The organism is Arthrobacter sp. K4-10C (assembly GCF_059090085.1).
The window spans coordinates 146,670-158,959 of sequence record NZ_JBNHFI010000005.1 but is presented as its reverse complement, the minus strand read 5'-3'; the positions used below and the strand labels follow the sequence as shown (position 1 = coordinate 158,959).

Genomic DNA, 12,290 nt, shown 5'->3' with positions numbered 1-12,290 from the left:
GGCGGACGCAGCCGCCTAAGATGGTGCAATGCCCCCTTCAACGGACCTTTCCCTGCTGTGCCCGGTTTGTTCGGACCCGTTGATCTTCTCCGGCCCGCAAACGCCCGGTCAGGGCAAGCTTGCCTGCGCCTCAAGGCACAGCTTCGACGCCGCCCGCCAGGGTTATTTCAACCTGCTGGTAGGCAAAGGCACCACCTTCGAGGCCGACTCCGCCGCTATGGTGGATGCCCGCTTCAACTTCCTTGGCCAGGGCCATTACCGGCCGTTGGCACAGGCTGTGGCAGCCGCCGTCGTGCCTTTCCTGCCTGACCACGGTGCAGCCGTGCTGGACTCGGGCACCGGAACCGGGCATTACCTGCGCGAACTGCTGGATACTGCGGCCGCGCAAGGCCGGGACGTGGCTGCGGCAGGCCTGGATATCTCCAAGTTCGCGCTGCGCCGTGCAGCCCGGCTCAACCCTGAGGCCGTCAACCTGGTGTGGGACATCTGGCAGCCCCTGCCGCTGGCAGACAGCTCGGTTGATGCCGTCACAGTGGTGTTTGCGCCCCGCAACGCTGCCGAGTTCGCGCGCGTGCTCCGGCCCGGGGGCCGCCTGGTCGTGGTCACCCCCCGCGAGGGCCATCTTGCCGGTATTGCAGCCCTTGCCGGGATGCTTACCCTCGAGGAGGGCAAGGACGCACGGCTGGCCGCTGCCGTGGCCCAATACTTCACGCTGGAGGAAACTGCCGACGTCGATATCCCCCTGGCGCTTAGCCACAAGGACGCAGCGGACCTGGCGTTCATGGGGCCTGCCGGGCACCATACGGGCCGGCAGGAGATCACTGCACGGCTTGAAGGCCAGCCCGAGCCCCTGCGGACGGAAGCGAAGTTCAGGCTCACGGTTTTCCGGCCCAGGCACCCCGCCACCGCGTAACAACTTGGCCACTATCCCTGCCGTGACAGACGTGACCAAGCCCACGCACCCCGGCCCCGGACTAGGATAAAAGGACAGTTACCTGAGGGTCCGCGGACGCGTGCCCCGGTGGCGAAGGGGGCAACAGTGTTCGAATGGTTGGGGGAAAACTGGTGGGCCCTGTGGCTCACGGCTTTCCTGGCATTTGCAGTGATCGAGATGATCACGCTTGACCTGTTTTTCATCATGCTCGGCGGCGGGGCCCTGGCTGCCCTGGTGGCCGACTTTGCAGGTGCTGACGGCTGGCTGCAGATCGTTGTTTTCTGCGTGGTATCCCTGCTCATGATTGCTTTCGTCCGCCCGGTGGCACTGTCCCACCTAAAGAAGGGCCCGGCCGAGCAGCGGACCAACGTGGACCGGCTCATCGGCGAGCAGGCGGTAGTAATGGAAGCCGTAACGTCGGACAGCGGCCTGGTGAAAATCGGCGGAGACATTTGGAGTGCACGCTCGGCGGCGGGCGTCCTGCCCGCCGGACAAAAAGTGGTGGTAGCGGCCATCGACGGCGCCACCGCAGTGGTTTCGGCGCCGCCAGCCACCAGCACGTCCTGACACAGCCTTATCAATTGGGGAAAAAGGAGTTGTATGGAAAACGCAGGAGGAGCGGCCTTGGCCATCGTGCTGGTAGTCCTGATCGTGTTTGTGATTATCGTCCTGGTCCGTTCGGTCCGGATTATTCCGCAGGCCAGGGCCGGGGTGGTGGAGCGGCTCGGAAAGTACCAGCGCACACTGAATCCCGGCCTCACAATCCTCATTCCCTTCGTGGACCGGCTCCTGCCGCTGCTGGACCTCCGCGAGCAGGTGGTGTCTTTCCCGCCGCAGCCGGTGATCACCGAGGACAACCTGGTGGTCTCCATCGACACCGTGGTCTACTTCCAGGTCACTGACCCGCGCGCCGCTACCTACGAAATCGCCAACTACATCCAGGCAGTGGAGCAGCTGACCACCACCACGCTGCGCAACGTGGTGGGCGGGTTGAACCTGGAAGAGGCCCTGACCTCGCGTGACCAGATCAACGGCCAACTGCGGGGTGTCCTGGACGAGGCCACCGGCCGCTGGGGAATCCGGGTTTCACGCGTGGAACTCAAAGCGATTGATCCGCCCCACTCCATCCAGGACTCCATGGAGAAGCAGATGCGGGCCGAGCGTGACCGCCGGGCAGCGATCCTCACCGCCGAGGGGACCAAGCAGTCAGCAATCCTCACCGCCGAGGGCCAGCGGCAGGCGTCCATCCTTGCAGCGGAAGGCGATGCCAAGGCAGCAATCCTCCGCGCCGACGGTGAGGCGCAGGCCATCCAAAAGGTCTTTGACGCCATCCACCGGGGCAACCCCGACCAGAAGCTGCTGGCCTACCAGTACCTGCAGACCCTGCCGAAGCTGGCGGAAGGGACATCCAACAAGCTGTGGATCATCCCCAGCGAAGTCGGCGAAGCCCTGAAGGGTATCGGAAACGCGCTGGGCGGTACCAACCCGGATCCCGGGGCAACGGGCGGCCTCTTTGACGAAGTGGGAGCGAAACCCACAGAACCATAAGCATCGCCGGCAGGGGGGAAGGGATACGCATTGATACGCGAATCCCTTCCCTTCTTTTGGTCCCACCGGCATGACCCACGTATAATTGGGTATTTGTCCGGCAGGAGCAATCCGCTGGAACAACAAAGCTTCGCAATGCGTTGAATCTTATGATGCAGCGCAGTGCACACAGTAGCCCGGTGGTGCTTCATCGCCACCGGCTGGCGCGGGGTTCTACTCCGCGAACCGATAAGAGGGAGAAATCATGAGCGATCGCAGCCTGCGGGGTATGCGCCTTGGTGCGCAAAGCATGGAGACCGAGTCCGGAGTTGAGCCGGCTCCGCGCCAGCGCGTCGAGTACCGTTGCGAGGACGGCGAACAGGTCTTCGTCACCTTCTCCTCCGAAGCTGAAATTCCTCCTGTATGGGTTTCCAAGACCGGCAAGGAAGCCCTTCTGGTTGACGGCGAACGCCCTGACACCAGCAACGACAAGGCTGTCCGTACGCACTGGGACATGCTGCTGGAGCGCCGTTCCCTGCCCGAACTTGAGCAGATCCTCGAGGACCGCCTGACCATCCTGCGCGAACGCCGTGGAGAGCGCCGCTCCGCTTAGGGTCTCGCCGCTCCGCGCAAGTCGAACAGAGCAAAAGGGCCGGCCCCGCACCTACGGTGCTGGGCCGGCCCTTTGTTGTCCAGGAAGTGGCCGTTACGGCTGGCCTGCGCCCTTTTTCCTGATGAGCGTGTTCCAGCGGGCTGCAAGCCCCCACTTAGTGACATTGATCATGGCTTCAACCACGATGTTGCCGCTCATTTTCGAGGCACCCAGTTCCCGCTCCACGAACGTGATGGGACGTTCCTCGATGCGCAGGCCCATACGTGCCACACGCCAGGCCAGGTCCACTTGGAAGCCATAGCCAACAGAGTCCACCTGGTCCAGGTTGAGCTTCTCCAGGGTTGTCCGCCGGAAGGCGCGGTAGCCGCCGGTCACATCCTTGATCTTCAAACCCAGCATGAGACGGGCGTAGGTGCTGCCAACACGTGAAATCGCCTGGCGGTACAACGGCCAGTTCACGACACTTCCGCCGGGCACCCAGCGGGAACCCATGGCGAGGTCCGCGCCCTGATCGATGGCCTCCAAAAGCTGGGGCAGCTGTTCGGGCTGGTGGGAGCCGTCCGCGTCCATCTCCACGAGCACGTCGTATCCGGCGTCCAGGCCCCACTTGAACCCCGCGATGTACGCGGCACCCAGGCCTTCCTTGCCTTTGCGGTGCAAAACGTGCACCTGGGAGTCTTCGGCTGCGATTGTGTCCGCAAGCTTGCCGGTGCCGTCAGGGCTGTTGTCATCCACCACCAGGACGTCCGACGCCGGAACAGCCTTCCTGAGCCGCTGAAGGGTCTTGGGCAGCGATTCCAGTTCGTTGTAGGTGGGAATGATCGTAAGGACGCGCACAGAGGGCCTTTCCTGGGAGGAGCGGTCGGTGTGCACCTGATGGGCTTGGCAAGCCGCCGGCAGGCGCAACTACCCATTATAGGGCGGCGGGGTGGAGGGTCAGGAACGCAGGCCCGGGCTGGAGAAAAGTTCGACGCCGTTCCGTACCGTCTGCAGGCACGCCGGGTCGGTGCCGGTATCCAAGGCAGGCAGCAGAGGAGTCCGGGCGCGGGGATCAGTACTCCAGGACTGGACACGCCCGTCGGCCACCTGCACCATCAGTTCCTCCACCTCCCACACGGCGAAACTGGCAGGAGCGCCGGGCACGAGCTGTCCCGCCATCGGATCCTGGTATTTGGCCGCCCGCCAGCCGGCGCGCGTATGGCCGAGGAACGCGGCGCGGGCAGAAATCCGCTCATCATGGTTGTGGTGCTCAAGGCACGCCCGGACACTGGACCAAGGCCGCAGCGGAGTCACCGGGCTGTCACTGCCGAAACAGACAGGGACTCCGGCCGCGTAAAGCGTGGCGAACGGATTCATGGCGGCACTGCGTTCCCCCAGGCGCTGCTGGTAGAGGCCGCCCGCGCCGCCCCAGGCGGCATCGAACGCCGGCTGGGCGCTGACCGTCACGGAGTAGCGGGCAAGCCTTTCCACGGATGGTCCGTCCACCATTTCCACGTGCTCGAAGCGGTGGCCGGCCGCCCGGACGCGCTGCTCCCCCACCTCCGCGGCTGCAAGGTCCAAAGCGGACAATGCCGCATCCAGGCCGGCGTCACCGATGACGTGGAAGCCACCCTGGATGCCCAGAACGGAACAGGCGGCCAGATGGGCCGCCGCCTCCTCCATACTCAGGTAGAGGGAGCCCCTCTCTTCCGGAGCATCACTGTAGCCGGACCGCAAGGCGGCAGTGCGCGACCCCACCGACCCATCGATGTTCAGGTCGCCGGCCAGTCCCCGGAGTCCAAAGCCGAACCCTTCCACGAGGCGGCGGGCGTGGTCTTCCGAGGACGCCAGTTCACCCCAGTACGGCAGGACTTCCGGACGAGGCACGGCATCCGGTCCTGGGGTGTTCCACGCTGCGGCCAGGTGCAGATCGTCGGAACCGCCGATGTGCGGGGCGCCCATTTCCGCCACAGCGACATAGCCGTTGGCTGCCGCCTCTGACAGTGCGCGCGCCTGGTGCCGGCGGAGATCCTCCGCTGGCAGCCGACGGGTGGCCTGGCGAGCTGCGGTGTGTGCGGCACGCCTGACCCGGGCGCCGCCGTCGAACCCGTCCTGGTCCTGCAGTCCCGCGGACCGGGCCAGGGACGCCGAGACCAGGGCAGAGTGCACGTCCACCCGGGAGAGGTAGACGGGCCGGCCAGCCGAAGCCCGTTCCAGTTCCTCCACGGTGGGCAGGGAAGCGTCCTCCCACGTGCTCTCATCCCAGCCATGGCCCAGGACGGGGCCGTCGCCCGGCGCTGATGCTACGGCATCCAACAGCTCCCGCGCTGAAGAAATCCCGCCCAGCTGCAGGGAATCCAGTGCGATCCCGGTTTCAGTCAGGTGCATATGCGAGTCGACGAATCCTGGCGCCACGAGTGCGCCCCGCAGGTCGATGACGTCCATGGAACTGTCTGCGATGGAGGAGGCCGCCTGCTCGGAACCCACCCACGCGACGGTGCCACCGTCCACGAGCATGGCCGTGGCAAAAGGGTCGGCAGCGGTGTAGACGGAGCCGTTGCGGTACAGGACGGCTTGTGGACGGTTTGGGCTGGCGGGAACGGGGTGGGGCATACGGGGCAGGGCTCCTGGAGATTGCGGGCCGGCGGGAGCCGACGAGGGATTAGAGGACGGAGGAATACGCCACGACGCCGCGGCGGATCAGCGAGATGGCCTCAGCGCAGAGCCTGGCGAGGCGTGGCTCAAGGCCGGGAATCTTGGCGAGCTGGTCCAGCAGGTCAACCACCTGTTTGACCCAGCGGACAAAATCACCCGCCGCCAGGTCGGTGCCGTTCAGGACATCCTGCAGATGGCGGCCGCGTGCCCATTTATAGATGGGCCACACCAGTCCCAGCTCCGGTTCACCGGTCAGCGGAAGCTTGTTCTCCTCTTCCACGTCCTCCAGCGCAGACCATTCCCTTACGACGATGTCCACCGCAGTTTCAAGGGAGATGCTGGGCATCCGCGGCCGCAGCCCGCGGTCCTCTCGCTTGGCCTGGTAGACAAGCACACTGGCAAGGGCCGCGACCTCCACGGCGTCAAGGTCGTCGAAGGCGCCCAGCCGCAGGGACTGCGAAATCAGCAGGTCCTTCTCACCGTAGATCCGCCGCAGGCGCTGGCCGTCCGGGCTAATAAGGAGCCGGCCCTCCCCTGCGTCCTCAAGGTAGCCGTAGGCAGAGAGGACATCACAAACACGGTCGAAGGTTTTGGCGATGGTGTTGGTGCGGCCTTGGATCTGCCTGACCAGTCCGTCTGTTTCCCGCCGAAGCTTCCACCAGCGCTCAGACCACCGTGCGTGGTCCTCACGCTCGCTGCACCCATGGCACGGGTGTGCACGCAGGGCGCGCCGGAGATCTGCGATGCGCTTTTCCTGGTTGGGCAGCGCGGTTGCCAGCCCGAAGTCATTGTTCCGGTTCTGTCCCGGGGCAGGAGGGCGGTTTTCCCGCAGGGCATTCCGGGCAGAGGACGCAAGGTCCCGCCGGGACTTCGGCACCTTGGCGTTGAACGACTTGGGGATCCGGATCCTGGTTACCGGCGCAATGGGGCCTTCCAGGTCGTCGGTGCTGATCCTGCGCAGCTGGTTGTCCAGGGTCAGGACAGCGGGCCGGGGCTCGCGGCCGCTGTGGTCGGAACTTAGCACGATGGCAGGGCCCGGCGCCCTCCCGCCCGGCACATTCACCACGTCGCCGGGCAGCAGCCGGGCCAGCGAGTCGTCACTGAGCGACTTGCGGGCGCGTGACTTCGTCCGGGAGGTGGCGTTTTCAGCGTCAGACAACTCCCGGCGCAGCCGTGCGTACTCCGTGAAGTCACCTAGGTGGCAGGTCATGGACTTGGCGTAGCCCGCCAGGGACTCTTCACGGCTGCGCACCTGCCTGGCCAGTCCCACCACGGAACGGTCGGCTTGGAACTGGGCGAAAGAGGATTCAAGGATCTCCCGCGCCCGGGCACGGCCAAACTGCGCCAGGAGGTTGATGCTCATGTTGTAGGTAGGCCGGAAGCTCGAGTTTAACGGGTAGGTGCGGCGCGAGGCGAGGCCTGCCACCGCCGTCGGATCAGTTCCGGGCTGCCACAGCACCACCGCGTGGCCTTCGACGTCGATCCCGCGCCGCCCCGCCCGTCCGGTCAGCTGGGTATACTCGCCTGCCGTGATGTCCACGTGGGCTTCACCGTTGAACTTGTCCAGCTTCTCAAGTACTACCGAACGGGCCGGCATGTTGACGCCAAGTGCGAGGGTCTCAGTTGCGAAGACGGCCTTCACCAGGCCATCTGCGAACAGCTTTTCCACTACCTCCTTGAAGGTGGGCAGCATGCCGGCGTGGTGTGCGGCGAACCCGCGAAGCAGCCCGTCCCGCCACGTCCAGAACCCCAGGACGTCGAGGTCGTCCGACGGTATATCGTGCCCGGCCTCGTCAACCCGCTGGGCGATGATCCGCTGCTCTTTCTCCGTAGTCAGCCAGAGCCCCGACGCAACACACTGGGCAACGGCCGCGTCACAGCCGGCCCGGGAAAAGATGAAGGTGATGGCCGGCAGCAGGTCCATTCTGTCAAGGCTGGCGATGACCTGGGGGCGGCTGGCCCGCCGCACTCCGGTCTGTTCCGCGCCCCGGAGAGGGCGGTCATTGCCGCGCCGGCCTCGCTGGCCCCGGCCTCCGGGGCCGGGCCTGCTCCGCAAAATTTGCTGGCTCTCACTGCGGGCGACCGCCAGCAGGTCCGGGTTGACGTCGAAGCCCCGGTTCTTGCCGGCGTTATCCCTGGTGGGTGCCTGCTGGGGCCCGTCCGCTTCCACCGGCGGGGCGATCTCATCAAAGGTGGTTTCCCCGGCGAAGAGGTCCATGATCTGCCGGCCCACCATGACATGCTGCCAGAGGGGAACCGGCCGGTGCTCGGAGACGATGATGTCGGTATCCCCACGGACCGTATCCAGCCAGGCTCCGAATTCCTCCGCGTTGGAGACTGTGGCGCTGAGCGAAACAACCTGCACTTCACTGGGAAGGTGGATGATCACTTCCTCCCAGACGGCCCCGCGGAAGCGGTCGGCGAGGTAGTGCACCTCGTCCATCACGACGTAGCCCAGGTCGTCAAGCGTGGCGGAATCCGCGTAGAGCATGTTTCGGAGGACCTCGGTAGTCATGACCACCACGGGAGCATCTCCGTTGATGCTGGTATCGCCGGTAAGCAGTCCCACGTTGTCGGAACCGTACTTCTCGCCCAGTTCGGTGAACTTCTGGTTGCTCAGGGCCTTGATGGGGGTGGTGTAGAACGCCTTGAGGCCCCGGCCGAGCGCCAAGTATATGGCGAACTCCCCCACGATGGTCTTGCCTGCGCCCGTGGGTGCTGCCACCAGCACTCCCCTGCCGTCCTGCAGGGAGCGGCATGCCTGTTTCTGGAAGTCGTCAAGCTCGAAGTCCAGTGTGCGGATGAAAGCCCCGAGGTCCGTTGCCGCCTCGGCCCTGCGTTCGGCGCTGGCTCGATACCTTTCCGCGGGTGAGGGCTCGTCAGCATTGTTGGAAGCCGTGGAGGATGGTCCGCTGGAGGATGGACCGGAAGGCACCGGACCGGTGTTGGTGGACATACACCAAGCCTAATGGGAGCTCAGAGGTTCTTCAGCTCACTGCTCGGGGTGGCGATGCCCGCCGTGGCCTCGGTCTCCGCAGCCTTCTTGGCCTGGCGGCGGGCACGGCGCTTATCGTTCATGAGGCAAATGCCGATGGCCGCGAAGAAGAGGACCAGCAGCGGGCCGGCAAGCATGAACATGGAAATCGCATCCGCCCCGGGTGCCGCAATGGCGGCCAGGACAAAGACCAGGAAAACCGTGATGCGCCATGCCTTGAGGATGGTGTGGCCGGAGATGACGCCGGCCATATTGACGCCCACCAGCACCACCGGAACCAGGAACGCGATACCCAGGACCAGCACCATCCGGGTGACGAACTCAATGTATGTCCGCGCGTCGATGACGCTTGAGGAGCCGTCCGGTGTGAACTGGGTCAGCGCCCGGACCACCTGTGGTACCACGAGCCACCCTGCCCAGATTCCGGCGAGGAACAGCGGAACCGCTGCCGCCATGTAGCCCAGGGTGTACCGTCGTTCCTTTGACGTGAGCCCTGGCGTGATGAACGCCCAGAGCTGATAGATCCAGATGGGACTGGAAATGACGGCCCCGATGAGGAGCGACATCTGCAGCTTGAAGTCGAACGGGGAGGCGATGGTTCCGAAGTTGATTGCCGAGAGTCCCCCGGTCTGCTGGGAGATGCGGTTGACGGGGTCAGCCAGCGCCTTCAGCAGCGGATCGTAAAGTATCCAGCCCCCAATGCCGCCAAGGACGACGCCGATGGCCGACTTGATCAGCCGGTTCTTGAGTTCCTTGAGGTGGTCCCAGAGGGACATCCGCCCCTCAGGGTTGGCTTTACGGGCCCGCGACAGTGCCACTGGGGGTCAGGCGCGGTTCGACGGCGGAACGTCCGTGCCGTCTGTCGGCTCACCGGGCTTCGCCTTGGGGTGGTTCACGACGGTGCCTTCCACCGGGCCGGAGGCGTCGGTGGTGTCGGTCTTGCCGTCGTTCTTCATTTCCTTGACCTCGGACTTGATGATCCGCATGGACTGGCCGAGGCTGCGTGCCATGGCCGGAAGCTTGGGCGCGGCAAAGAGCAGCAACGCGACGACGATGATAATGACGATTGGCCAGGGGCCATCAAAGAGTCTTCCCATGGGAAATCCTTTCCTCTAAATACATCCTACTTCTATGTGAAGTCGAGATCCCCGAGCGCCTGCGGCTGGCCCCGGTCCGCCTTGCGCTGGATCCGCCGGCGGCGGCGTTCTTCCCGCCGCGCTGACGTGGACGCCTCGTAATCATGTCGCATGACGGCAGGTGAGGCAAAAACTGCCGACCCGGGCATCCCGCCCCGTGGCTCCGCCGGCTCCACCTGTTCCTGGCGGGGTCCCAGCTGACCCAGCCTTTCACCCGCTGCCCCCAGGTCCTTGACGGTGGCCATGAACTGGCGGAAGAGACGGATGCCCAGGAGGACATAGAACAGCAGGGCAAGCGCAACAAGCGCCACCCACAAAAGGATCCAGGACCACCAAGGCATGCTGAGAAGTCTATCCGCCGTACCTGTCCAGCGACGCCTCAAGCCACTCCCGCGCGGCCGTTGCCAGTTCCTCCGGCGCAAGGATGCGGGCCGTGCCGCCATGCTGGGCCACGAACATGGGCAGCCACGCGGTGTTGCCGAACCGGATGTCGGCAACCAGGCCGCCGTCGGGAAGCTCAGCCGTGCGCTCTGCGTAGTAGTCATCTGCCAGCCCCCTCCCCTGCCGGGTGAGCTGGACGGTGACGGTGGTGTCGTCGTCGTTCGGCGTGAAGAGCTTGGCTGGGACTCCCGCCGCGGGCGGAACGCCGTCTGCCACGGGGTGCCCGTTGGGGCGGACATCCTGGACGCGGTCCAGCCGGAAGTTGCGCAGTCCTTCCACCAGGTGGCAGTACGCCTCGAAGTACCAGGTGTTGTCGAGGGAGTAGAGCCTGAGGGGGTCCACGTCCCGTTCGGTCACCCTGTCCCGTTGCGGGGACAGGTAGGTCAGGTGCAGCTGGGAACCCGACTCGATGGCCTGGCGCACGGTGGCGTGGGTGGCGGCATCGGCAGGCTCCACCTGCGGACCGGCGAGGGACGCTGCCCGGAGTCCTTCCTCTCCGGCGGCTGCCAGCAGCTTGAGGGTTACCGATTCCAGCGCGCCGCCCTCGGCGATGCCCGGCAGCCCGTTGAGGGTCTCCAGGCCCGTGAGGAGCGCACACGCCTCGTCCACCGTGAACCGCACCGGTCTCTTGAGGTCCAGGTCCTGGGTGATGAAGACATGGCCGTTCTCCCACTGGATGTCCAAAAGGTCATCCGGATACCCCTCCGGGAGCCCCGAGCAGATGAGGATCCGCAGGTCGTCCTCCAGCTCTCTCCGGGTCACCCCAAAGTGGTTCGCCACGTCCTGGATGTGCAGGCCCTGGTTATGGACCAGGAAAGGAACCAGCTGGAGCATCCGCTTCAGCTGGTCTTCCGAGGTCTTGGGGCGGGCCTGGCGTGCACGGGCAGGCGGAAAGGAGTAGCCGGGGACGGGCGCGCCACTGAACTCTGCGGCAGCCCGGAGCCTCCGCCGGACTGCATCCACCAGCTCTTCGGGGTAGGCGGCGACGGCGTGGGGTCCGTAGGATGCGAGTTCTTCGGCGAGGGCTTCCGGGTCCCGGTAGTGCAGGCTGATCCGGTCGTATCCGGCGTGGGGCGGGGTTGTGGCATCCCCGGGAGGGGCAGCGGCGAGGGCGCGTCGCCGGAGGGCGAGCAGGCGACCCTTCCTTACGTCCACGACGGCGGTGCGGAGCGGCAGTTCGGGAAGCCGTTCCAGTTCCTGCCGGATATTAAAGCCCCCGGGGGGTGAGTACTGCTCTTTGTCCAGGATGGCCACGGCGCTGGTAAAGCGGGACAGCCGGAAGTGCCGCGGCGCCAGGCGTGCCCGGTCGTAGCCCACCAGGTACCACTGCCCGAACCTGCTGCCGAGGCCCCACGGCTCCACGGTCCGCTCTTCTTCCTTGCCCGTGCTGCCGGCCAGATAGCGGAAGGTGACCGGGCGCCGCGAATGCATGGCCGCAACCAGGTCGTCGAAGGCCTGGCCGGCAGGCTTGATGCGCGGCTGGAGGCCCGCGGGCAGTTCAACGTCGGCCAGCCGGCCCGAGGCCTGGAGTTTCCGAAGGGCGCTTTGCGCGGCAGTGCCCAGCGCGGCGCGCTCCCACAGCTGCGAAGCCAGGAGCAGCACGGTCCATTCCTCCGGGTCCAGCTGCACGTCCGGGAGGCGATTGGATTCCTTGCCGATCCTGTAACGGGTGGTGGCGGGGTCGTCCCCGCTCCAGCCCAGGTCTGTCAGCGTTTCCACCTCGAAGCCGAACTGGCGCAGGTCGTTCTTGTCCCGCTCAAACATCCTGCCGAAGGCAACGTCGTTCCCGGACGTATCGTGGTAAACCTTTTCCCGCAGTTCACTGCGGTGCAGGCCATACCGGGTGTTCAGGAGCGCGATCAGCAGGTTGAGGAGTCGTTCAGTGCGGGATACGGACACTCTGGCTACGTTACTAAACTCCGGGCGGAACGCAGAAAGCGCGGCAACAACCGGAACTGAACGTCCCGGATGTTGCCGCGCCTCCCCGCTGGCGGAACCGGTGGTGCCGCG

At 65.5% G+C, this 12,290-nt stretch carries 11 protein-coding genes; 4 read left to right on the top strand and 7 right to left on the bottom strand.

What is annotated here, in order from left to right; genetic code table 11:
* The first annotated feature begins 28 nt into the window (after positions 1–28).
* From AC5RUU_RS08470 to AC5RUU_RS08455, 4 genes are all read left to right on the top strand, one after another.
* A complete protein-coding gene (locus AC5RUU_RS08470) occupies positions 29–913 on the top strand; it encodes a putative RNA methyltransferase (protein ID WP_493974758.1) in 885 nt (294 codons plus the stop codon).
* 126 nt (positions 914–1,039) lie between these two features.
* On the top strand, positions 1,040–1,501 hold the full coding sequence (locus AC5RUU_RS08465; protein ID WP_493974757.1) for an NfeD family protein: 462 nt from the start codon (positions 1,040–1,042) through the stop codon (positions 1,499–1,501).
* 33 nt (positions 1,502–1,534) lie between these two features.
* Positions 1,535–2,482, top strand: a complete 948-nt coding sequence (locus AC5RUU_RS08460) for an SPFH domain-containing protein (protein WP_493974756.1) — start codon at positions 1,535–1,537, stop codon at positions 2,480–2,482.
* Between the two features lie 244 nt (positions 2,483–2,726).
* Positions 2,727–3,074 carry an RNA polymerase-binding protein RbpA gene (locus AC5RUU_RS08455; protein ID WP_013600997.1) on the top strand — a complete coding sequence of 116 codons (348 nt, stop codon included), beginning with the start codon at positions 2,727–2,729 and terminating at the stop codon, positions 3,072–3,074.
* Positions 3,075–3,167: 93 nt separating this feature from the next.
* Here the strand turns inward: AC5RUU_RS08455 and AC5RUU_RS08450 are convergent, their stop codons facing one another.
* The 7 genes from AC5RUU_RS08450 to AC5RUU_RS08420 form a co-directional block, all read right to left on the bottom strand.
* A complete protein-coding gene (locus AC5RUU_RS08450; RefSeq protein WP_493974755.1) occupies positions 3,168–3,911 on the bottom strand; it encodes a polyprenol monophosphomannose synthase in 744 nt (247 codons plus the stop codon).
* A 99-nt stretch (positions 3,912–4,010) separates the two neighbouring features.
* On the bottom strand, positions 4,011–5,666 hold the full coding sequence (locus AC5RUU_RS08445; RefSeq protein ID WP_493974754.1) for an amidohydrolase: 1,656 nt from the start codon (positions 5,664–5,666) through the stop codon (positions 4,011–4,013).
* Between the two features lie 49 nt (positions 5,667–5,715).
* Entirely contained in the window at positions 5,716–8,664 is a 2,949-nt protein-coding gene (locus AC5RUU_RS08440) for a DEAD/DEAH box helicase (RefSeq protein WP_493974753.1), read from the bottom strand.
* A gap of 20 nt (positions 8,665–8,684) precedes the next feature.
* Entirely contained in the window at positions 8,685–9,479 is a 795-nt protein-coding gene (gene tatC / locus AC5RUU_RS08435; protein ID WP_493974752.1) for a twin-arginine translocase subunit TatC, read from the bottom strand.
* Between the two features lie 48 nt (positions 9,480–9,527).
* Positions 9,528–9,800, bottom strand: coding sequence for a Sec-independent protein translocase subunit TatA (gene tatA, locus AC5RUU_RS08430; RefSeq protein WP_079596139.1), 273 nt, complete (start codon positions 9,798–9,800; stop codon positions 9,528–9,530).
* A gap of 32 nt (positions 9,801–9,832) precedes the next feature.
* Complete coding sequence (locus AC5RUU_RS08425) at positions 9,833–10,180, bottom strand: hypothetical protein (RefSeq protein WP_493974751.1); 348 nt, start codon at positions 10,178–10,180, stop codon at positions 9,833–9,835.
* Between the two features lie 10 nt (positions 10,181–10,190).
* On the bottom strand, positions 10,191–12,179 hold the full coding sequence (locus AC5RUU_RS08420) for a helix-turn-helix transcriptional regulator (RefSeq protein WP_493974750.1): 1,989 nt from the start codon (positions 12,177–12,179) through the stop codon (positions 10,191–10,193).
* Positions 12,180–12,290 lie beyond the last annotated feature (111 nt).

Coding starts and splice junctions, on each gene's coding strand:
- AC5RUU_RS08470 (WP_493974758.1), top strand. CDS start 29: ATGCCCCCTTCAACGGACCTTTCCCTGCTGTGCCCGGTTTGTTCGGAC.
- AC5RUU_RS08460 (WP_493974756.1), top strand. CDS start 1,535: ATGGAAAACGCAGGAGGAGCGGCCTTGGCCATCGTGCTGGTAGTCCTG.
- AC5RUU_RS08455 (WP_013600997.1), top strand. CDS start 2,727: ATGAGCGATCGCAGCCTGCGGGGTATGCGCCTTGGTGCGCAAAGCATG.
- AC5RUU_RS08445 (WP_493974754.1), bottom strand. CDS start 5,666: ATGCCCCACCCCGTTCCCGCCAGCCCAAACCGTCCACAAGCCGTCCTG.
- AC5RUU_RS08440 (WP_493974753.1), bottom strand. CDS start 8,664: ATGTCCACCAACACCGGTCCGGTGCCTTCCGGTCCATCCTCCAGCGGA.
- tatC (WP_493974752.1), bottom strand. CDS start 9,479: ATGTCCCTCTGGGACCACCTCAAGGAACTCAAGAACCGGCTGATCAAG.
- tatA (WP_079596139.1), bottom strand. CDS start 9,800: ATGGGAAGACTCTTTGATGGCCCCTGGCCAATCGTCATTATCATCGTC.
- AC5RUU_RS08425 (WP_493974751.1), bottom strand. CDS start 10,180: ATGCCTTGGTGGTCCTGGATCCTTTTGTGGGTGGCGCTTGTTGCGCTT.